Source organism: Lentzea sp. JNUCC 0626, assembly GCF_043632865.1.
Classification (GTDB): Bacteria; Actinomycetota; Actinomycetes; order Mycobacteriales; family Pseudonocardiaceae; genus Lentzea.
On record NZ_CP171635.1, the window covers coordinates 8,285,168 to 8,306,014 of the forward strand.

General features: G+C 69.3%; 21 protein-coding genes. 10 read left to right on the forward strand and 11 right to left on the reverse strand.

Features of this window, described 5'->3' with window-relative positions; genetic code table 11:
- Positions 1-312: 312 nt before the first annotated feature.
- Complete coding sequence (gene secA / locus JNUCC0626_RS38685) at positions 313-3,264, forward strand: preprotein translocase subunit SecA (RefSeq protein WP_430623486.1); 2,952 nt, start codon at positions 313-315, stop codon at positions 3,262-3,264.
- 632 nt (positions 3,265-3,896) lie between these two features.
- Here secA and JNUCC0626_RS38690 read toward each other — a convergent pair.
- The gene (locus JNUCC0626_RS38690) at positions 3,897-4,304 is read right to left on the reverse strand and encodes an Rv3235 family protein (protein WP_394615614.1); all 408 of its coding nucleotides are present in this window, start codon (positions 4,302-4,304) and stop codon (positions 3,897-3,899) included.
- Positions 4,305-4,373: 69 nt separating this feature from the next.
- Here JNUCC0626_RS38690 and JNUCC0626_RS38695 point away from each other — a divergent pair, with 69 nt between their 5' ends.
- The gene (locus JNUCC0626_RS38695; RefSeq protein ID WP_394615615.1) at positions 4,374-4,784 is read left to right on the forward strand and encodes an HAD-IA family hydrolase; all 411 of its coding nucleotides are present in this window, start codon (positions 4,374-4,376) and stop codon (positions 4,782-4,784) included.
- Between the two features lie 86 nt (positions 4,785-4,870).
- Positions 4,871-5,170, forward strand: a complete 300-nt coding sequence (locus JNUCC0626_RS38700; RefSeq protein ID WP_394615616.1) for a hypothetical protein — start codon at positions 4,871-4,873, stop codon at positions 5,168-5,170.
- Positions 5,171-5,176: 6 nt separating this feature from the next.
- Here the strand turns inward: JNUCC0626_RS38700 and JNUCC0626_RS38705 are convergent, their stop codons facing one another.
- Positions 5,177-5,923, reverse strand: coding sequence for a TrmH family RNA methyltransferase (locus JNUCC0626_RS38705; RefSeq protein WP_394615617.1), 747 nt, complete (start codon positions 5,921-5,923; stop codon positions 5,177-5,179).
- A 105-nt stretch (positions 5,924-6,028) separates the two neighbouring features.
- Here JNUCC0626_RS38705 and JNUCC0626_RS38710 point away from each other — a divergent pair, with 105 nt between their 5' ends.
- Genes JNUCC0626_RS38710 through JNUCC0626_RS38720 form a run of 3 tightly spaced genes read left to right on the forward strand, consistent with a single transcriptional unit; the run spans position 6,029 to position 8,584 of the window.
- Positions 6,029-6,694 (forward strand): phosphotransferase, encoded by a 666-nt coding sequence (locus tag JNUCC0626_RS38710; protein WP_394615618.1) that lies wholly within the window; start codon positions 6,029-6,031, stop codon positions 6,692-6,694.
- A 10-nt stretch (positions 6,695-6,704) separates the two neighbouring features.
- Positions 6,705-8,096, forward strand: a complete 1,392-nt coding sequence (locus JNUCC0626_RS38715) for a WS/DGAT/MGAT family O-acyltransferase (protein ID WP_394615619.1) — start codon at positions 6,705-6,707, stop codon at positions 8,094-8,096.
- A complete protein-coding gene (locus JNUCC0626_RS38720; RefSeq protein ID WP_394615620.1) occupies positions 8,093-8,584 on the forward strand; it encodes a DUF6912 family protein in 492 nt (163 codons plus the stop codon). The genes JNUCC0626_RS38715 and JNUCC0626_RS38720 overlap by 4 nt, the downstream gene beginning before the upstream one ends.
- Here JNUCC0626_RS38720 and JNUCC0626_RS38725 read toward each other — a convergent pair.
- Positions 8,581-9,417 (reverse strand): GNAT family N-acetyltransferase, encoded by an 837-nt coding sequence (locus tag JNUCC0626_RS38725; RefSeq protein ID WP_394615621.1) that lies wholly within the window; start codon positions 9,415-9,417, stop codon positions 8,581-8,583. The two genes, JNUCC0626_RS38720 and JNUCC0626_RS38725, sit on opposite strands and share 4 nt — an antisense overlap.
- Positions 9,414-9,827, reverse strand: a complete 414-nt coding sequence (locus JNUCC0626_RS38730; RefSeq protein WP_394615622.1) for a VOC family protein — start codon at positions 9,825-9,827, stop codon at positions 9,414-9,416. Before JNUCC0626_RS38730 ends, JNUCC0626_RS38725 begins: the two co-directional genes overlap by 4 nt.
- 9 nt (positions 9,828-9,836) lie before the next feature.
- On the opposite strand from JNUCC0626_RS38730, the gene pruA reads away from it, so the two are divergent.
- Positions 9,837-11,468, forward strand: coding sequence for an L-glutamate gamma-semialdehyde dehydrogenase (gene pruA / locus JNUCC0626_RS38735; protein ID WP_394615623.1), 1,632 nt, complete (start codon positions 9,837-9,839; stop codon positions 11,466-11,468).
- Here the strand turns inward: pruA and JNUCC0626_RS38740 are convergent.
- Genes JNUCC0626_RS38740 through aroA form a run of 6 tightly spaced genes read right to left on the reverse strand, consistent with a single transcriptional unit; the run spans position 11,462 to position 15,979 of the window.
- Complete coding sequence (locus JNUCC0626_RS38740) at positions 11,462-12,190, reverse strand: NAD-dependent epimerase/dehydratase family protein (protein ID WP_394615624.1); 729 nt, start codon at positions 12,188-12,190, stop codon at positions 11,462-11,464. The genes pruA and JNUCC0626_RS38740 overlap by 7 nt on opposite strands.
- Positions 12,191-12,212: 22 nt before the next feature.
- Positions 12,213-12,740: a DUF3558 family protein gene (locus JNUCC0626_RS38745; protein ID WP_394615625.1), complete on the reverse strand. Its 528-nt coding sequence runs from the start codon at positions 12,738-12,740 to the stop codon at positions 12,213-12,215.
- The gene (locus JNUCC0626_RS38750; RefSeq protein WP_394615626.1) at positions 12,737-13,195 is read right to left on the reverse strand and encodes a hypothetical protein; all 459 of its coding nucleotides are present in this window, start codon (positions 13,193-13,195) and stop codon (positions 12,737-12,739) included. Before JNUCC0626_RS38750 ends, JNUCC0626_RS38745 begins: the two co-directional genes overlap by 4 nt.
- Positions 13,192-13,680 carry a hypothetical protein gene (locus tag JNUCC0626_RS38755; protein WP_394615627.1) on the reverse strand — a complete coding sequence of 163 codons (489 nt, stop codon included), beginning with the start codon at positions 13,678-13,680 and terminating at the stop codon, positions 13,192-13,194. The genes JNUCC0626_RS38750 and JNUCC0626_RS38755 overlap by 4 nt, the downstream gene beginning before the upstream one ends.
- A 29-nt stretch (positions 13,681-13,709) precedes the next feature.
- Positions 13,710-14,708: a ribosome small subunit-dependent GTPase A gene (rsgA, locus tag JNUCC0626_RS38760; RefSeq protein WP_394615628.1), complete on the reverse strand. Its 999-nt coding sequence runs from the start codon at positions 14,706-14,708 to the stop codon at positions 13,710-13,712.
- 2 nt (positions 14,709-14,710) lie between these two features.
- A complete protein-coding gene (gene aroA / locus JNUCC0626_RS38765) occupies positions 14,711-15,979 on the reverse strand; it encodes a 3-phosphoshikimate 1-carboxyvinyltransferase (protein WP_394615629.1) in 1,269 nt (422 codons plus the stop codon).
- Positions 15,980-16,065: 86 nt separating this feature from the next.
- Between aroA and JNUCC0626_RS38770 the strand changes: the two genes are divergently transcribed.
- From JNUCC0626_RS38770 to JNUCC0626_RS38780, 3 genes are read left to right on the forward strand one after another with little or no spacing between them, the layout of a single operon-like run.
- Positions 16,066-16,770 (forward strand): SOS response-associated peptidase, encoded by a 705-nt coding sequence (locus JNUCC0626_RS38770; protein ID WP_394615630.1) that lies wholly within the window; start codon positions 16,066-16,068, stop codon positions 16,768-16,770.
- A complete protein-coding gene (locus JNUCC0626_RS38775; RefSeq protein ID WP_394615631.1) occupies positions 16,767-17,378 on the forward strand; it encodes an alpha/beta hydrolase family protein in 612 nt (203 codons plus the stop codon). The genes JNUCC0626_RS38770 and JNUCC0626_RS38775 overlap by 4 nt, the downstream gene beginning before the upstream one ends.
- 42 nt (positions 17,379-17,420) lie before the next feature.
- Positions 17,421-17,966 (forward strand): DinB family protein, encoded by a 546-nt coding sequence (locus tag JNUCC0626_RS38780; protein ID WP_394615632.1) that lies wholly within the window; start codon positions 17,421-17,423, stop codon positions 17,964-17,966.
- 37 nt (positions 17,967-18,003) lie between these two features.
- Here JNUCC0626_RS38780 and JNUCC0626_RS38785 read toward each other — a convergent pair whose 3' ends face one another.
- Entirely contained in the window at positions 18,004-20,661 is a 2,658-nt protein-coding gene (locus JNUCC0626_RS38785) for a hypothetical protein (protein ID WP_394615633.1), read from the reverse strand.
- Between the last annotated feature and the right edge of the window lie 186 nt (positions 20,662-20,847).

The window sequence follows — 20,847 nt, forward strand, 5'->3', positions numbered from 1 at the left end:
TGGCCCCGGGCGTGCCGTCTACCGCCACCCGGCCCCTTTTGACCCCGTGACGTTCACCGTCAAGGTGAAATCCGCCGGGCCAGGAACCTTTACGCGGTCCTCATGCGTTCACCACATCAGTAGCCGAGGTGGGGGCACCGGCGACAGGTGGGTTCGGGAAGATCCCGGAAACAGCACCTGACCTGCGGATTCCAGGTCGGGCGTGGCAATCCGCCTGTGTCCGTGCACACATCTTGGCGACTTGCCTACGATGGGCAGGGGAAAGGCGTCCGACGTGGGCGCGCCGCGATACAGGTGATGAGGTCTATCCAGATGGTGCTGTCCCGACTGCTCCGCTCCGGCGAGGGCAAGATGCTCAAGCGCCTCCGCAACATCGCACAGCACATCAACCACCTGGAAGACGAGGTGGTGGACCTCTCCGACGCAGAGTTGCGCGGCAAGACCGAGGAGTTCAAGAAGCGCTACGCCGAGGGCGAGTCGCTCGACGAACTGCTCCCCGAGGCGTTCGCCGTGGCCCGCGAAGCCGCGAAGCGCACCCTGGGTCAGAGGCCCTACGACGTGCAGATGATGGGTGGAGCGGCGCTCCACCTGGGTCAGATCTCCGAGATGCGCACCGGTGAGGGCAAGACGCTGACCTCGGTCATGCCGGTCTACCTCAACGCGATCGCCGGCAAGGGCGTCCACGTCATCACCACGAACGACTACCTGGCCAAGCGCGACGCGGACTGGATGGGCCGCGTGCACCGCTTCCTCGGCCTCACGGTCGGCGCGATCCTCTCCGAGATGACGCCGGACCAGCGCCGCGCGTCCTACAACTCGGACGTCACCTACGGCACGAACAACGAGTTCGGCTTCGACTACCTGCGCGACAACATGGCGTGGAGCCTGGACGAGTGCGTGCAGCGCGGCCACTACTTCGCGATCGTCGACGAGGTCGACTCGATCCTCATCGACGAGGCCCGCACCCCGCTGATCATCTCCGGCCCGGCTGAGCAGTCCGCTCGCTGGTACACGGAGTTCGCGCGCCTCGCCCCGCGCATGCGCGGCATCGACGTCACCCAGCTCTCCCAGAAGGACCGCATCGAGGTCATCGAGGAGAAGTCGAAGTCGTACCACTACCAGTACGACGAGAAGAAGCGCACGGTCGCCGTCACCGAGCTCGGTGTGGAGTTCATCGAGGACCAGCTCGGCATCGACAACCTGTACGAGGCGGCCAACACGCCGTTGGTGGGCTACCTGAACAACGCCCTCAAGGCGAAGGAGCTCTACAACCGCGACAAGGACTACATCCTCCGCAACGGCGAAGTGATGATCGTCGACGAGTTCACGGGTCGTGTGCTCTCCGGTCGTCGCTACAACGAGGGCATGCACCAGGCCATCGAGGCCAAGGAGGGCGTGGAGATCAAGGCGGAGAACCAGACTCTCGCCACGATCACCCTGCAGAACTACTTCCGCCTCTACGAGAAGCTCGGCGGCATGACCGGTACCGCCGAAACCGAGGCGGCCGAGTTCCACCAGACCTACAAGCTGGGCGTCGTCCCGATCCCGACGAACCGCCCGCCGCAGCGCACCGACCAGCCCGACCTCGTCTACAAGACGGAGGAGGCGAAGTTCGAGGCCGTCGCCGAGGACATCGCCGAGAAGCACGAGCAGGGCCAGCCGGTCCTGATCGGCACGACGAGCGTCGAGCGCTCCGAGTACCTGTCGAAGCTGTTGGTGCGCAAGGGAATCCCGCACGAGGTCCTGAACGCGAAGCACCACGACCGCGAGGCGCTGATCATCGCGAAGGCGGGCCGCAAGGGCGCCGTCACCGTCGCGACGAACATGGCCGGCCGCGGTACCGACATCGTGCTGGGCGGCAACCCGGACATCATCGCCGACCACGAGCTCCGCGACCGCGGCCTCGACCCGGTCACCACGCCGGAGGAGTACGAGGCCGAGTGGGCGAAGGTCGTCGAGGAACTGACGACCCTCGGCAAGGCGGAGGCCGACGAGGTGCGTGAGGCCGGCGGTCTCTACGTCCTCGGCACCGAGCGCCACGAGTCGCGCCGCATCGACAACCAGCTCCGAGGCCGCACCGGCCGTCAGGGCGACCCGGGCGAGTCGCGCTTCTACCTGTCCCTCCAGGACGAGTTGATGCGCCGCTTCAACGCCGCCATGGTCGAGATGGTCATGACGCGCCTGAACGTGCCGGACGACCAGCCGATCGAGCACAAGATGGTCACCCGTGCCATCCGCAGCGCGCAGACCCAGGTCGAGCAGCAGAACTTCGAGATCCGCAAGAACGTCCTCAAGTACGACGAGGTCATGAACCGCCAGCGCACGGTCATCTACGCCGAGCGCCACCGCGTCCTCGCGGGCGAGGACCTGCGCGAGCAGGTCGACCACATGATCGAGAGCGTCGTCGAGGAGTACGTCCACGGCGCCACCTCCGACGGCTACGCCGAGGACTGGGACTTCGAGAAGCTCTGGACCGCCCTCAAGACCCTCTACCCGGTCTCGGTCAACGCGGACGAACTCCTCGAGTCCGATGAGGACGTCACGCGCGAGTTCCTCCGCGACGCCCTCGTGAACGACGCGATGGAGGCCTACCGCAACCGCGAGACGGACATCGACGGCCGAGTGGGCGAAGGCGCCACCCGTGAACTGGAACGCCGGGTCCTCCTCTCGGTGCTCGACCGCAAGTGGCGCGAGCACCTGTACGAAATGGACTACTTGAAGGAGGGCATCGGCCTGCGCGCCATGGCGCAGCGCGACCCCCTCATCGAGTACCAGCGCGAGGGCTTCGAGATGTTCAACGCGATGCTCGACGCGCTGCGCGAGGAAACCGTCGGCTTCCTCTTCAACCTCCAGGTAGAGGCAGCAGAGCCCGAGCAGCCCGCCGAGCCGGAGGTGCCGGTGACCCTCGCGGCCACCCCGCAGGCGCTCCCGCAGGTCTCGGGCAACGGCGGCGGAGGCGGCGCCCGAGCCAGGGCAAGGGCCGCAGCAGCAGCCCAGCAGCAGGCACAGCAGCAGGCCCAGGCCCCCGCGGGCCCGGCCATGGCCCAACTGGCCAGCGGCAACGCCATCCCGCCTGCCCTGCGCGGCAAGGGCCTCGGCGGCCCCGGCCAGCAGAACCTGAGCTACAGCGGCCCGGCAGAAGACGGCGGCGTCGAGGAGCACGGCGAGCAGGGTGGCGCCCAGGCCCAGCAGGGCGGCGGCACCCGCAAGGAGCGCCGCGAGGCGGCCCGTCAGGCAGCCAAGAACCAGCGCAAGACCCGCTAGCCAGCACCACCGCACGACCACCGAGTGGGCCGCGTTCCTCAGGGACGCGGCCCACTCTGCATTTCCGGGGGAGGACGGCGGAGGCAGGGCGGGGAGGGGCGGGCCTGCGGAGGGCAGGGCAGGCGGGGCGACGCGAGGCGAGACGGGGCGAGGCAAGGCAAGGCGGGGCGGGGCGGGGCGGGGCGAGGTAAGGCGAGGCAAGGCGGGCGGGGCAAGGCGAGGCAAGGCGGGGCAGGGCAGGGCAGGGCAGGCGGGGGCGAGGCAGGGCAGGCGGGGCAGGGCAGGAGAGGCGGGGCGGGGAGGAGGGTGAGGCGGGGCAGGGGGTGAAGGCGGACAGGCAGCACGCTGCCCAGGCACGCGAAGCCGAAGGCGAGCCCGCATGAGCGCCGCAGATCGGCAAAGCGGTGTGGTGACATGCCAACGCAACTCAGCCACGTACGCGTGGGATTGGGGCTTGACTTTGGGTGCGAGGTGCTACCACTTGTGGCTCGGCCGGGCGCTTTTCAGCCCGGCCTTTCCGGTCCGTGAAGCGCCTCGCAAGGGCCCCGAAGTCAAGCCCCAATCCCTATCGTCGCGAAGCGGCGATGACTGGACCACGCTCGTCAAAGTCTTTGCACCCCAACGCAACCACCTCACTCCAGCACCGAAAACGACGTGAACCACCACCGCCCACCCCGATGCTCGACCCGAGCGGCCACAGCGAAAAACCGCCCACCGCGCCGAACAGTCACCGAAATCTCCCCGACCAACCGAGCAGGGTGACAAACACGAGGCGGCCGAACCATCCGAGTGGACGAAGCCCGAACCGAAGCACCCAACCGAGCAGCCACAGAAGGCACACAAACCTCCCGCAACAACCGGACCACCCGCCGCCCGTCCAACACCTCCAACACGACGCCGACCAACCGACCGGCGTCCAAAGCAGGCGGCACGGGCACCGGCAGCGGCACCCAAACAGGCCGAGGCCGAGGCAGCGGCACAAACGCGGCGCCACCAACGGGCGGTTCATACGGAGCGAGACGACGAATACCTGGGGGCATGCCGAACCAGGCGAACGAGCCGCCACATCAGGACGCCGAACACCCGAAAGTGTGGGTACGGTCCGAACCGTGCTCAAAGCCCTGGTGCTCGACTACGGCGGCGTCCTCACCGACCCCGGCGAGGACAACCCCGCAGAACCACCCCTCTTCACCGCCCTCAAAAAGGCGAGGCAACAGGGCCTCAAAACAGCCCTGCTGTCCAACGCGGACGGCTGGTGGCAGCCACCCCCGAACCTCACTGCCCTCCTGGACGCGACGGTCATCTCGGGCGAGGTCGGCCTGGCCAAGCCGGACACCCGGATCTACGAGCTGACGGCACGCGAGCTCGACCTCAAGACAACCGAATGCGTGTTCGTCGACGACCTGGCGATCAACGTCCGAGGGGCCGCGGAGGCCGGCATGGTCGGTGTCCACCATCGGTCGACACGGTCCACCCTTGAGGAGTTGGAAATCCTGCTAGCGATCGCACTCCGCGATTGAGGGTTCACCCTGCGGCGTCATTGCCCCTTAAAACGGCAGCGGCTAGCGTCTTTTTGGTCAGCCGGTCGGATTGCATAGGGGAGAAAATGCGAAGAATTGTCGCTTGTGTTGCAGTCGCCATTGCAGCCACGGCAATTGCATCACCCGCGCAGGCTCAGGAACGCGGTTGCTACGAGGATTATCTGCGGGACGGGCGCACCGTCGAGGTCTACTGCGACGACGGGCGGCCCGGGCGGTTCAGGGCCGTTGCGCACTGCACGAACGGTCTGGGGGTCTGGGACTCGTACGGGACGATCGGCCGGGTTCGGGGTGAGCCGTCGGTGGCCGCGTGCACGTCGTTGCTCGGGTACCCGCGGGTGAACGGGTACCACGTCGACTGGATCTGACGGGCGTCACAAACCTCGGCGGACCAGTTCGAAGCAGAGCACGGCTGCCGCTGAGGCCACGTTCAGGGATTCCACGCCCGCCGCCATCGGAATCGTCAGTCGTGACGTGATGTGCTGGGCCACGTCGTCGCTGATTCCGGATGTTTCGCCGCCGAGCACGAAGGCCACCGGGCCTTCGAAAGAGGCGGAATAAATCGTGTCGGACGCGTGGGAATCCAACGCGAACAACGCGAAACCGGAAGCCCGCAACAAAGCCGAGGCCTCCGCCGAGGTGCCGCAGCGCAGCACGGGCGCTCGGAAAGCCACTCCGGCGGAGGCCTTCACCACGAGCGGGTCGATCGAGGCGACGCCTCGGCGGGGGACGACGATGCCGTCGATGCCCGCGGCGGTCGCGGTGCGCAGGATCATGCCGACGTTCGCGGGCGTGGTGATGCCGTCCAGCACCAGCACCGAACGCATCGAGCCCTCTTCCAACGCCAGAGCCAGTGGCTTCATGCGCGGGGCGACGACGTCGGCCAGCACGCCCTGGTCCTGCTTGCCGTTGCCCGCCAGCACCTTCACGCGCTGGGCGGTGGCGCGCTGGACCTGAACCCCACGCCCTCGCGCCGCGTCGAGGATCTCGCGGGCGGCGGGGCCGCGAGCCGTGTCGGCGAGCACCACCTTGTCCACCGACAACGCCGGGTCGTCCAGCGCTTCCAGCACTGGCTTGCGGCCGTAGACGGTGACGAAGCGGTCCTTGGGCGAGATCTCCACCGGAAGAGAGTGCCAGAACGACGCACGCCGAGCTCAAACGGGTGAAGAGCCGCACTAGAGCCGTTCGGCCCTTGTGTTTCGGATCATATCGATGATGATCGTCACATGACGGCAGGTATGCGCAGCGTCGCGCAACGTCAACATCTCGCGAGCGGGCAGGAATCGGATGTCTTCATCCGGTCTGACGGCTTGCTGGTCAAGCGCACCCGCACCGGTCGTGACCTGCGGCGCGAGGCCGAGATGATGATGTACCTGAGCGGTCACGGCATCCCCGTTCCGCGCGTGCACGAGGCCACCGAGCAGGAACTCGTCATGCAGTACGTGCCCGGCCCGCGGATGTCGGAGGAGATCGGCCGCAAGCCGTGGCTCGCCGGCAGTCTCGGCGCGGACCTCGCCGACCTGCACCACCGTCTCGACGTCATCGCGGCGCCCGACTTCCTGGAGGGCGAGGGCGACCTGCTGCACCTCGACCTGCACCCCGGCAACGTCGTGCTCGGGCCGGAGGGGCCGGTGGTCCTGGACTGGGCGAGCGCCACGAAGGGTGACCGCAGGCTCGACGTCGCGCTCAGCTGGGTCTCGCTCACGGTCGCCCACCTCGCGCCGGTCATGAAGCTGACGCGCTGGCGGTTCCTGAGGTCGTTCATGGCCAACGTCGACCCGAAGGCCAAGGACGCGATTCCGGAGGCCGCGCGCATCCGGTTGCAGCGACACGACCGCGATCCGCGCGAACGCGCCGTGCTGCAGAAGCTGATGGACGGCGAACGCCACTAGGCTGGGCTGCATGCCGGACCGACTGTCAGCGCTGGACGCCTCGTTCCTGTACATGGAGGGCTCCACGACGCCGATGCACGTCGGTGGCGTGGCCGTCTTCCGCAGGCCCAAGGCGGGATTCGACTACGACAAGCTCGTCGACCTCATCGAGCAGCGCCTGAGCCTCGTGCCGCGCTACCGCCAGAAGGTCGTGCACGTCCCCGGCCGCATCGCGCGCCCGGTCTGGGTGGACGATCCGGACTTCGACGTCACCTACCACGTGCGCAGGTCAGCGCTCCCCAAGCCGGGCAACGACACCCAGCTGCACGACCTCGTCGCGCGCCTGATGTCGCGGCCGCTCGACCACTCCCGCCCGCTGTGGGAGATCTACCTGGTCGAAGGCCTGGAGGGGAACCAGACCGCGGTCATCACCAAGACCCACCAGGCCATGATCGACGGCATCGCGTCGCTGGAGATCGGCCAGGTCATGCTGGACGTCTCGCCGACGCCGCGCACCAACGTCGAGAACCTCTGGATGCCGCAACCCGAACCGGGCGGGCTCCAGCTCGTGGCCGACGCCGTCACCGACATCGTGCAACGGCCCGGCGAGCTCGTCGAGAACGCCCGCAGCGCCGTCCTCGACACGGTCAACACCGTCGAGAAGGTCTTCAACGCGTTCGGCATCCTCGCCCAGGCCGTCCGCACCGCCGCGACGCCCGCGCCCGGCACCCCGCTGAACGTCCGCATCACCTCGCCGCAGCGCCGGTTCTCCGTCGCGCGCGCCCAGCTCGACGACCTGCGCGCCATCCGCAAGGCACACGGCGGCACGGTCAACGACGTGGTGCTCGCGGCCCTGTCCGGTGCCCTGCGCAACTGGCTGCTCAGCCGCGGCGAGAACGTCACCGGCAGCACCACGATCCGCGCGATGGCCCCGCTCTCAGTGCGCGAGGCCGACCCGGACTCCGGCAACAACGTCAGCGCCTACCTGGTCGATCTCCCGGTGGGCGAGCCCAACCCGGTCGTGCGCCTGCACCACGTGAGCCACGCGATGCGCGCACACCAGGAGTCCGGCCAGTCCGTCGCCGCCGACGCGCTGGTGAAGGTCTCCGGCTTCGCCCCGCCGACGCTGCACGCGCTCGGCGCGAGGGCCGCGAGCTCGTTCAGCCGCCGGCTGTTCAACGTGATCGTCACGAACGTTCCCGGCCCGCAGGTGCCCCTGTACGCGGCGGGGGCGAGAATGACCGAGATCTTCCCGGTCGTCCCGCTCGCCAAGAACCAGGCGCTGGCCATCGGGGTGACGTCGTACGACGGCGGTGTGTACTTCGGGCTGAACGGCGACCGCGACGCCATGTCCGATGTGGACGTTCTCGCGACCATGGTCGAGGAGTCGGTGGAGGAACTGATGGGGACGGCGAGCGCATGAGGGTCTACATCCCGGCCACGGTGCCGATGCTGCGCACGTTCGTCGAGAGCGGCGAACTGGCTCCGGTGACCGGCACGGCGTTCGCGCTGACGCCGGCGTTGCGCGAGTCCTACGCGGCCGGCGACACCGAGGAACTCGAGTACGCGGCGATGCTCGACGCCGCACGGGCCTCCCTGCGGCTGCTCGCGGCCGACGAGAAGGCGGAACCCCGGCGCGCAGTGCTCGCGGTCGACATGGACGACGTGACGTTGCGGCCCGACCTCGACTTCTCGGTCGTGAAGGTCGGCGGCTCGTTCACGCTGAAGGACGTCGCGTCGGTGCACCTGGACACGGCCGAGGCCGAGCAGGACGTGCGCGCGGCCGCCGACGTCGTGGACGCGGCGGACATGGGCGACCCGGACGCCGAGTTCACCCTGGGCAGCGCCGAGGACCACGAACTGGCCTGGTACGCGGCGCAGGAGCTGCCGTTCGTGCTGGAGCTCCTCTAGTCACGCCGCTGGTCGAACACCTCGGGCAGCGCGGTGAACCCCGCTGCCCGATAGGTGGCGACCGCGCCCGCGTTCGACGAGGGCGTGCACACGAGCGCGCTCGACGAACCCAGCTCCCGCAACGCGGCCGCTCCGGCGATGGTGATCGCCGTGCCGAAGCCCTTGCCCCGATGGTCGCGGTGCACCCCCATCGGTTCGATCAGCCCCGGCCTGCCCGGACCCGCTGACCACACGATGATCGTGGCCACGGCGACACCCCGGTCGAGCGCGACCAGGCTGCGGGCGTCCGCGTACGGCGACCCGACCGCCATCGCGTGCCAGCGCTCCTCGGTGAACGTCGACTTCTCGAACGACGCCCGGATCACGGCGGCGTGCACATCGGCCTGATCGTGCCCGATGACCTCGATCGACACGTCGGGATCCAGCAGCGAGGAAGCACCGAGAGCGAGGCGCAACGGCGTCCACGGCTCGTCGGACTGCCAGCCGCGTTCGAACATCAACTCCTGGAACCGCGTGCCGCGCGGGGATTCCACGTAGACGGTCCCGGCGGGAAGGACACCGCGTTCGGGAGTGCAGACGTCGTCGGCCAGCCGCTGAGCCAGTTCGAAGTCCTGCCGCAGCTCGGGCGCGATCGTGCACCTCAGCAGGTCGGTGCCGTCCAGCAGCCCGACGGCGACGATCTCCCCGTCGACGTGCCAGATCCGGACCGCGTCGTCGGCCGCCTTGGCACCGAAACGCCGGTACCAGCCGAGATCACCGGGGTGGAGCTGGAACGGCTGGTCGTCGGTCTGCCACTCCCGCAATGCCTTGACGGCCTCGTCGAACACGCTCACATGCCCTCCGCCGGCTCCCACAGCTCGATCCGGTTGCCCTCGGGATCGACGCACCAGCCGAACATGCCGAACTCCGAGTCCTCGGTGTCGGGCAGCACCTCGACGCCGCGCGCCTTGAGCTTGGCCATCAGCGACGCCAGGTCGTCGACCCGCAGGTTCAGCATCGTGCGCTGGTGGGGTTCGCCGATGTAGTCCGTGTCGTGCGCGAACAACGCCATCGTCGTCGTGCCGGGGTGCTCGTTCGTCGCCGTGTCGAGCCAGTGGAAGGTGACGGTGCCCTTCTCGCTCATCGGCACGCCCAGGTTGTCGCGATACCAGGCGGCCAACCGCACAGGGTCTCTAGAACGCAGGAAAACCCCGCCGATGCCTGTCACCCGCGCCACCCGACGGACCCTACTACCGCGTGCCACGATGGGGGAATGGACGCTGTCACGTCTGCACCCGAACCGGTCAACGAGCCCGTGCGCACCTACGCACCCGGCAGCGCCGAACGGGCCAGTCTGAAGGCACGCATCGATGAGCTCGAAGGCACCACGCACGAGCTGACGATGACCATCGCCGGTGAGCAGCGCATGGGCGGCGGCGAACGCCTGAACGTCGTGCAGCCGCACGACCACAGGCACGTCCTCGGTGTCACGGCCCAGGCCACCAACTCCGACGTCGCCGACGCCATGCGCGCGGCTCAGCACGCCGCACCGGGCTGGCAGGAGTTGCCGTTCGACGAACGTGCCGCCGTGCTGCTGCGCGCGGCCGACCTGCTCGCCGGTCCGTGGCGCGACACGCTCAACGCCGCCACGATCCTCGGCCAGTCGAAGTCCGTGCAGCAGGCCGAGATCGACGCGGCGTGCGAGCTCATCGACTTCCTGCGCTACAACGTCCACTTCGGCCGTCGCATCCTCGAAGAGCAGCCGATCTCCTCGCCGGGCGTGTGGAACCGGATGGACCACCGGCCGCTCGACGGGTTCGTCGTGGCGATCACGCCGTTCAACTTCACCGCCATCGCGGGCAACCTGCCGCTCGCGCCCGCGTTGATGGGCAACACGGTGCTGTGGAAGCCGTCGCCGACGCAGCAGTTGGCCGCGCACTTCACGATGCGGCTGCTCGAGGAGGCCGGGCTGCCGCCGGGCGTGATCAACCTGGTGACCGGCGACGGGCAGGCGCTCAGCCAGGTGGCGTTGCGGGACAGGTTCTTCGCGGGCCTGCACTTCACCGGCTCGACGCGGACGTTCAAGGCGTTGTGGCAGACCATGGCGGGCAACCTCGACAACTACCGCGCCTACCCGCGCGTCGTCGGCGAGACCGGTGGCAAGGACTTCGTGCTGGCACACGCTTCGGCTGATCCGCGGGCCCTCGTCACGGGCCTGGTGCGCGGTGCTTTCGAGTACCAGGGCCAGAAGTGCTCGGCGGCGTCCCGCGCGTACATCGCCAGGTCGTTGTGGGAGGGCGGGGTGCGCGAGCAGCTGCTCGACGTCACGAAGTCGTTGTCCTACGGCGATGTCACGGACCTGTCGGTGTTCGGCGGTGCCGTGATCGACGCACGCGCGTTCGCGAAGCACAAGGAAGCGCTGCTGATGGCGTCCGCGTCCACTTCGGTCGAGGTGCTGGCGGGCGGCACGTGCGACGACTCGACGGGCTACTTCGTCGACCCGACCGTGCTGCTGGGCACCGACCCGCACCACGACATCTTCACCACGGAGTACTTCGGCCCGATCCTCGCCGTGCACGTCTACGAGGACGCGGACTTCCCGAAGATGATGGAAACCATCGACACGTCAACGCCGTACGCGCTCACCGGTGCCGTGTTCGCCCGTGACCGCGTCGCCGTCGAACAGGCTCATCGCGCGTTGCGGTTCGCGGCGGGCAACTTCTACGTCAACGACAAACCGACCGGCGCGGTGGTGGGACAGCAGCCGTTCGGCGGGTCGCGCGGTTCCGGCACCAACGACAAGGCGGGCTCGATCTACAACCTCCAGCGGTGGACGAGCCCGCGTGCCATCAAGGAGACCCTGGTGCCGCCGACGGACCACAGGTACCCGCACATGGGTCAGTGACGGGGCTGCCAGCCGGTGGCCTCGGTGAGCTTCGTGCTCACCACCCGCTGCGACCTGCCGAAGATCTCGAACGACAGGGCGAACTTCCCGAAGAACTTCGGCATGCGCGTGATCCCGGTGTCCCGCTTGAGCACCGGCGTGCCGACGTTGTAGATCCCGGCGGGCGCGTCGAGGGCGGCGATCGCTGCCGACGCGGCGTCCGCGGGGTGCACGACGGTCATCCAGCCGTCGCCGACGAGCACCGGCGGCGACTGCGCCTGGCCGCCGATCAGCAGGCCGTAGCGCAGGAACACGCCGCCGGGGTGGCTGAGCACGTTCTCCTGCGCCGTGACCGAGCTCGCGATGTGCCCGACGGGCTTCAGCGGCGCGCTCTCGTCGAGTTCGCGGTCACCGCCGTCCGCGTAGACGAACGAGATGCCCTCCTGCACGATCCGCCCGACCCCGGCCTTGGTCGCCGCCCGCACCAACGCCGCGCTGCCCGCGGTGCGGATGTGGTTGTTCTCCGCCCATGCGCTGGCCAGCACGGCCTTCGCGGAGAGCGGGATGCGGGTGGCGAGGTTGATGACGGCGTCGTAGCCCGTCAACGCGCGCGCCAGCTGGTCGGCGTCGAACATCGAGGTCGTGTGCCGGTCCAGCACCCCGACCTCGTGCCCGGCCGCCTCCAACTGCGGCACCGCTTCCCGTCCGAGGACGCCCGACGCACCGATCACGAATACCTTCATGACCGGTGGACGAGACAGCGCGTCAGGTTGTGACGAGCCGCTTGAACGCCTTCTGCGTCTTGCCGAGCGCGATCTGCGAGAGCTGGGAGGAGTTGGCGTTCGGCAGGTTCACGAGGACCATGAACGACTCGTTCGCGTTGACGGCGACGACGTAGCCGCACCCGTTGACGCCGGCCCGGTTCGTGAACATGATCGCGGTCGAGTGGCCCTCGATCAGCATCTCCGGCGCGTCCGGGGGCTTCAGGTAGATCTCCCCGAACGACACCAGCACGACCATGTCCGACGCGACGCCGGTGCCCTCTCGGAACTCGCACGTGCGCGGCAGGTCCCGGCGAAGTGTCGGCGGGCGCACCAACGGGGTGTCGAAGTCGGTCGAGGCGAGCAGTTCGCACGGGTCCGGCGGCAGCTTCTTGGGCGTGTCGATGCGGGGCGACGTCGTGATGACCGTCGTCTCCGTGGTCGTCGTCGTTGTGGTGGTGGGTGCGGGGGTCGCCACGGGGGTGGCGGTGCAGCCCGCGACCAGGAGCAGCAACGGCAGCAGGCGTCTCACTTAGGGAGCCTTTCGAAGACCTTGGCGGCGAGGCCCTGGAGGACCTGCCCGACCGCGTTGCGGTCGTCGTCGCGCTGGACCACCTGGAACCGGACGAGCTGCCGCTCCCGCACCTCCAGGACGGCGTCGCAGGTCACGACACCGGCGGAGTCCTTGCAGCGGGTGGTCAACGGGCGGTTGTTGCTCTCGGCCTCACCACCGGCGATCACCCGGCCGAAGCCGCCGTCGGACAGCAACGGGCCCGACTCGTCCGCGTAGGCCGCCTCGACCAGCGTCAGCTTCGCGGTCAGCGAGTCGAACTGGAAGTCGCACGACTGGCCTGACTTGGCGGGGGTGCCCTTCAGCGCACCCGCGTCGCCGTCCTTGAGCAACGCGCACGGGTCGGCGTCCGCGAACGTCGGGGCGGTCGAGCAGGCGGCGAGGACGAGGAGCAGCACGGGCAGCAGTCGGATCATGAGAACAACCTTTGCACCACCGCGACGGACCGCGTGCGGGCGACCGACCCGACGTCGTAGTTGCCCGGGATCTTCTCGGCCGTCATCACCAGCACGCGGTCCGCCGCGAGTTCGGTCACGACGGTGCCCAGGCTGGTCGACGGCTCGGCGGTGAAGTCCGTCTGCACGCCCCACCACGCCTTGCGGCCCTCGACGGTGAGCTCCGACCCGTCCCGGACGCGGACCTTCGCCTGCTCCAGCGACTCGTTCTCGACGCTCATCCACACCTTCTGGCCCTCGATCGACCACCGGCAGCTCAGCGGCTCGTTGAGCGGTTCCGGCGCCTTCGTGAGCGGCTTGCCGAAGTCCGGCTCGCCGAGCAGCGCGCAGGCGTCGACCGAGGCGAGGTCGCGGAGTCGGGGCGTGGCGGGGGCGGGGGATGGTGCCGGCGTCGAGCACGCGGTCAGCGCGGCCAGCAACACCAGAGCCCCCAGGCGTCTGTTCACAAGGGACAGTGTGACTGACCTGCGCAACCTCAATCCGTGTAATCGTCCAACCCGGCCCGCGAGGCCAGCAGCCGCCGCAACGACGTGAGCCGGCCCGGCGCGTCCGGCACCAGTTCGTCCAGCATGCAGTCGGGATCTTCGGGCGCACCCAGGTGACCGCAGCCCGGCGGGCACTCCTCGGCGGCCTCGGCGAAGTCCGGGAACGCCTTCACGATGTCGTCCGGCGTGATGTGCGCGAGGCCGAACGAGCGGATGCCCGGCGTGTCCACGACCCAGCCGCCGCCGGGCAGCCGCAACGCCACGGCCTGGGTCGAGGTGTGCCGGCCCTTGCCGACGCCGGACACCACGCCGACCGCGCGGTTCGCGTCCGGCACGAGCTTGTTGACCAGCGTGGACTTGCCGACGCCGGAGTGGCCGATCAGGCACGACACCGTGTCGGCCAGTCGCGCGCGGAGTTCGGCGGGTTCCTCGTCGGAGCGCGTGACGACGACCGGCACGTCGAGTTCGGTGTAGAGCGCGAGCAGCGAGTCGGGGGAGGCGAGGTCCGACTTCGTCAGGCACAGCACGGGTTCCAGGCCGCCGGCGTACGCGGCGACCAGGCAGCGGTCGATGAAACCCGTGCGCGGCGGGGGATCGGCCAGCGCCACGACCATGATGAGCTGGGAGGCGTTCGCGACGACGACGCGTTCGAACGGGTCGGTGTCGTCCGCGGTCCGGCGCAGCACCGAGGTGCGTTCCTCGACGCGCACGATGCGGGCCAGCGTGTCCGGCAGGCCCGACGTGTCACCGACGATGCCGACCCGGTCGCCGACCACCACGGGCGTGCGGCCCAGTTCGCGCGCACGCATCGCCGTGACGACGACGTCGGAGTCCAACGCGCACGTCCACCGGCCCCGGTCGACGCCGATGACCATCGCGGTCTCGGCGTCGGCGTGTTCGGGTCGTCTCTTGCTGCGCGGCCGCGTCCCCTTGCCGGGGCGCACCCGCACGTCGGTCTCGTCGAGCTTGCGCCAGTCCCGCTTGCTCACTTCTACGCGCCCCCGGTGAGCATGGCGTTCCACATGCCCGGGAAGTCCGGGATGGTCTTGGTGGTGCTGCCGATGTCGTCCACCTCGATGCCCGGCACCACCAGGCCGATGATCGCGCCCGCCGTCGCCATCCGGTGGTCGGCGTAGGCCTGCCACACCCCGCCGTGCAACGGCCTCGGGTCGATGATCAGGCCGTCCTCGGTCTCGGTGGCGTTGCCGCCGACCGCGTTGATCTCGTTGACCAGCGCGGCGATCCGGTCCGTCTCGTGGCCGCGGATGTGCGCGACGCCGCGGATGATCGTGCGGCCCTCGGCGAGGGTGGCCAGCGCGGCGACGGTCGGCGTCAGTTCGCTCTCGTCGCGCAGGTCGATGTCCACACCGGACAGCTTCGCCGGGCCGCGCACGGTCAGTCCACGCTCGGAAACCTCGACGCTGCACCCCATCCGCTCCAGGATGCCGCGCACGGAGTCACCGGGCTGGGTGGTCACCGAGGGCCAGTGCGGCACCGTCACCTCGCCGCCGGTCACCGCGGCCGCCGCGAGGAACACCGTCGCGTTCGACAGGTCCGGCTCCACGTGCCAGGTCCGCGCCTTGATCACGCCGGGCTCGACGCGCCACGTCGTGGTGCCGTCGGTCTCCACCTCGACGCCGACCGAGCGCAGCGTCTGCACCGTCATGTCGATGTGCGGCAACGAGGGCACCGGCTTGCCGGAGTGCCGGACCGTCACGCCCTTGTCGAACCGCGCGGCCGACAGCAGCAGGCCCGAGACGAACTGCGACGAACCCGACGCGTCGATCGTCACCTCGCCGCCGGGCACCGAACCCGTGCCGTGCAACGTGAACGGCAGCGAGTCGCCGTCGATCTCCGCACCGAGCGACCGCAGCGCACCCAGCACGGTGCTCATCGGCCGGATGCGGGCGTGCGGGTCGCCGTCGAACCGGATCTCGCCCTCGGCCAGCGCGGCGGCGGGCGGCAGGAAGCGCATGACCGTGCCCGCGAGGCCGCAGTCGACGTCGGCCGGACCGCGCAGCAGACCGGGCAGCACGTCCCAGCCGCCGTCCTCGCGGTCGGTGAACCCGACACCGAGCGACGTCAGCGCCGCCGCCATCAGCACGGTGTCACGGCTGCGCAGCGGAGCGTGGACCGTCGACGGCCCGTCGGCCAGCGCCGCGAGCACCAGGACGCGGTTCGTGATCGACTTCGAGCCGGGCACCGGCACCGTCGAGTGGACTGGGCCGGACGCGCTGGGGGCTGACCAGTGCTGAGTCATGCCCTGAATGATCCCGCATGCGATTCGGGGTGGCTCGCACAGGTGTTCCCGGCGTGGGACGATTGGGACTTCGGAGGTGATCGGTTTTGTGTGGTAGGTACGCCTCCACCAAGGACCCGGCGCTGCTGGCGGCCGAGTTCGACGCGGTGGACGGGACCGGCGACGAGGCACCGGGGGCGGACTACAACATCGCCCCCACCAAGCACGTCATGGCCGTGGTCGAGCGCAAGCCCGCGGACGACGAGTCCGGCGAGGCCGAGGTCGAGCGCAGCGTTCGCGTGATGCGCTGGGGCCTGGTCCCGCACTGGGCCAAGGACCTGTCCGGCGCCGCCAAGATGATCAACGCCAGGGCCGAGACCATCCTGACCAAACCCGCCTTCAAGCAGTCGGTCACCAAGCGGCGCTGCATCATCCCCGCCGCCGGGTGGTACGAGTGGAAGGCCGCCGAGGGCCGCAAGCAGCCGTACTTCATGACGCTCGGGGACGACACGTCGCTCGCGATGGCGGGCATCTGGTCCGTGTGGTGGAAGGACGACGTTCCGACCGTCACGTGCGCTGTGATCACCATGGACTCCCTCGGCGCGCTGACCGATGTGCACAACCGCATGCCGCTGCTGCTGCCGCAGGACCGCTGGTCGGCGTGGCTCGACCCGACGGCACTCGACCCGTCCGAACTCCTGACCCCGGACGAGTCGATCATCGAGGCCCTCGAACTGCGCCCCGTCTCGACGGCGGTGGGCAGCGTGAAGAACAACGACCCCTCCCTGCTCGAACGCGTAGACCTGTCGTGACCACGCTGTTGGTGGACACGCCGCACGGCCCGGCCAGGGCCTCCCTGCACTGTGCCCACGAACCGCGTGCCGCCCTCCTCCTCGGCCACGGCGCCGGCGGAGGAGTGGAAGCCCCGGATCTGGTCGCCGCGTGCCGCGCCGCCAACTCGGTGGGTGTGCACGTGGCGTTGATCGAACAGCCCTACCGCGTCGCGGGCCGCCGTGCCCCGGCGCCGGCGGGCCAGCTCGACACGGCCTGGATGTCCGTGGTCGACGACCTGGGCGAACGCTGGTTCGACGGCCTGCCGCTCGTGTTCGGGGGCAGGTCGTCGGGCGCCCGCGTGGCCTGCCGCACCTCGGTCGAGGGCCAGGCCGTCGCGGTGCTCTGCCTGGCGTTCCCGGTGCACCCGCCGGGCAAGCCGGAGAAGTCCCGGATGGCCGAGCTGGACGGCGTCGAGGTCGCGACCCTGGTCGTGCAGGGCGAGAACGACCCGTTCGGCCAGCCTCCTGGCGCCACGCACCGCGAGGTCGTGCTGCTCAAGGGCGACCACTCGCTGAAGGCCTCGGTGGCCGACGTGGGCCGGTCCGTGGGCGAGTGGCTGGACCGGGTGCTGCGCCCGCTCGACTAAATCGCCTGCTCATCGCGTACGACGGCATTACTGTCCGGCCCCATGAGCGACTTCGATCAGCAGGGCAGGCCCGAACCTCCGACCGACGGCGACGAGCTCGCCACCCTGAACGGCTTCCTGGACTTCCACCGCGCGACCCTGCTGTTGAAGATCAGCGGCCTGACCGCCGACCAGCTGGCGCAGCAGTCCGCGAAGTCCGAGATGACCCTCGGCGGCCTCGTCAAACACCTCGCCTACGTCGAGCACGAGTGGTTCCACGTCGTCCTGCACGACCGCGCACCGCTGGAACCGTGGGCGAGCGTCGACTGGAAGGCCGACTACGACTGGGACTGGCACTCAGCCAAGGACCACACCACCGAAGAGCTCACCGCGCTCTGGCAGGTCGAGGTCGACCGGGCCCGCAAGTGCGTCGAGGAGGCCCTGGAGACCGGCGACCTCGGCCAGGTGGCCAAGCGCAAGCCGTGGCGCGGCGACGACCGCACCGTCAGCCTCCGCTGGATCCTCACGCACATGGTGGAGGAGTACAGCCGCCACAACGGCCACGCCGACCTGCTGCGCGAGGCGATCGACGGCCAGACCGGCGAGTGAGCCGCACCGGCACGACACCGGTGCGGCCCGACAGCGCCTACTCGTCCTCGGGGCCCGCCACGAAGAACGTGTAGTAGCGGGTCAGCGACGTCTGGCCGTCACTGCTCCGGTGCCGGACGCTGATGTCGTGGTAGCCGCTGGTCGTCGGCGTCCACCTGAGCACACCGGTGTCGTCGGCGGCCGCGGTGACCGTGCCGCGGAACTCCTCGTCCCAGTTCGAGATCGTGTACTCGTAGCTCTCGACGTCGAACGAGTTCGGGTGGAACGTGAAGGTGCCCTCGACCCCGACCGCGCCGCCCGTGTCGTACTCCGGGAAGTCCGTCGAGGTGATCCGCGGGTGGCTGTACACGCTGAACGAGTGGTACTCGTTGCGCGACGACCGGCCCTCGGTGTCCCGGCTGAACACGACCCACTGGTAGGACTCCGACTCGCGCGGCGGGGTCCACACGAACTCCGCCTTGCCGTCCGGCCCAGCCGGCACGACGACCTGCGGGCCGTAGTTCAGCGAGTAGACGAACTCCTTCACGTTCGGCTGCTGCGCGGTGAAGGTGATCTTGCCGGGGTACCGGCCGCGGTCGTTCTGGCCGTAGAACTCCGAGGTGATCACCGGCTTGTTCTCGACCAGCAGGTTGTGCGCCCGCGTGCCGGTGTTGACGCCGGCCGCGTTGGTGGCGAACACCCACACGAAGTGGTCACCGCTGAGCACCGGCGTCCACGGCACGGACGCACGGCCGGCGTCGGCGGGAACGGTCCGCCGGGTCGCGTCCTCGTCGGTCCAGTACGTGTACGAGACCGGGTTGCGCATGATCGTGCCGAACGCGAGCTGACCGGTCTCGCCGGCCTTCTCCGCGCCGGTCCGCTCGACGGTCGGCTCGGCGCTGTCGACCCAGAGCGACACCTGGCGCTCCAGCGTCGGCGCCGCGTCGCCGCTGATGCTGCGCACCCGCACCGAGCTGTGGCCGGTGGTCAACGCCCGCCACGTCACCGAGGCCTTGCCCTCGGCGTCGGCGGCGATCCTGGTGAACTCGCCGCCCCAGCCGACCTGCCACTCGTACGCGGTGACGCCGGCGGCCTTGGGCGAGAACGAGAGGTTGACGTCGGTGCCGATCGCGATCACGTCGCCGCCGTCGTGCGTGACGGTCGGGGTGTCGTCGACGCGGAAGCGGTACTCGTGCGGGATCGAGAGTTCGCCGGACGCGCTCTTGTTGGCCACGAACAACGTGTTCCAGCCACCGGCGGTGGGGGCGAGGGTGACGGACGCCTTGCCGTCGGCACCGGCCGGGACCGTCTGCGTGGCGCCGTCGTTCAGGCGGTACGTGTACTCGACGACGTTCGGGATGCCCGGCGTGAAGGTGAAGACGCCCGGCCTGCCGACGCCGCCCTCGGGGGTCGCGTACTCACCGCGCGGGTAGACGTTCGACCACACGTCCGGCCGGTTCTCCCGGACGTAGAACGAGTAGCCGCCGGTCTGCGAGCGCATGCCGACCTTGTCGATGCTCGTCACGTAGAGGTAGTGGTTGCTCGCCGCGGTCGGCGTCCACGTGACGGTCGCCTTGCCGTCGGGGCCGACGGGCACGCGCTTCGGGTCCGCCGCACCGTACGGCGAGACGGTGTACTCGAACTCCACGACGTCATCGGAACCGTTGACGTCGAAGGTGAACGTGCCGGGCGTGCCCGGAGCGCCCTTGTAGCCGAACTCCGACTGGTAGTAGACGTCACCGACGGCGCCCGGCTTGGCCGGCGGGGTGCGGTCGACGGTGAAGTAGCAGGTCTGGCTCCACGCGGAGACGTCCGTGCCGTCCTCGCCGCGCACCTGCCACGCGTACGTGACCTCGTTCAGCTCGTTGTTGCGCAGGTAGGTGTACGCCCTGCCCTCGTGGACCTCGGCCACGAGCTCGCGCCGGTCTGCGGGTGAGGCCACCGGCCACACGGCGAACCGCGCGCTGATCTTGTCCCCGGCGTCCGCGTCGGCGAAGTTCGCCTGCGGGATGACCGACGAGACGTCGTTGAGCGCGATCGGGTTCAGGCGCTTGCCCGGTGCCGTCGTGTCGCACCCGAGCGCGCCGGTCGTCGTCAGCGCGGTCGGCGTGGACGGCGGGGTGTTGTAGGTGACCGCGAGCTTCACGTCGTTCGCGAAGTGGCGGTGGTACCTCGGGTCGTGCTCGAACTTCGCCGGTACGCGCAGGGCGACGGTGAAGGTCTTGTCACCCCGGGCGACGGCCGCCTTGATCGAGGCGGACACGTCGAACGAGACGTTCTCGACGAGGCAACCCGTGGCCGGCTTGCCCGCGGAGCCGAGCAGCTCCAGCTCCTTGGGCTGCCGCAGCCACGACTGACCGCGGTACGGCTCGGTGCGCCACAGCTCGACCGCGCGCCGCGAGCAGTCGTCCGCCTCGGTCTCCTTCGCGGCCACGGCGGCCGTGAGGACGTTCTTGCCGCGGAACTCCGCGACGTCGAAGGTGAAGTAGGAGCGGGTCCGGTGCCATCTTCGGTCCGTCCACGTTCCGATGAACGCGTCGGAGTCCGGGTTGGCGTGACCGTTGTTGGGAGTCCCCAGGTCCGTGTAGCCCCAGCTCGACCTGGTCAGTGTCTTGCTCGGTACGAAGTCGTCGGCAGCCGCTGCCGGCAGAGCGGTGACCGCTGTGGTCAGGCTCGCCAGCACGGCCGCGGACGTGAGCACGGCAAGCGTGCGCATCCGCAATCCCCCATCAGATGAAGTTGGTGTGAAGCCACATCATCTGTACAAATGCGTCAGCGCATGCGGTTGTTGCGAAAAAAGTTCAGAAGCTGATCGATCCAGCCAGACGGGCTAGTTACAACCGATCTCGGCTCGGCGGCGTTCATTTGGATGTGGACGAACGCCACTTGAGCATCGGGGAGA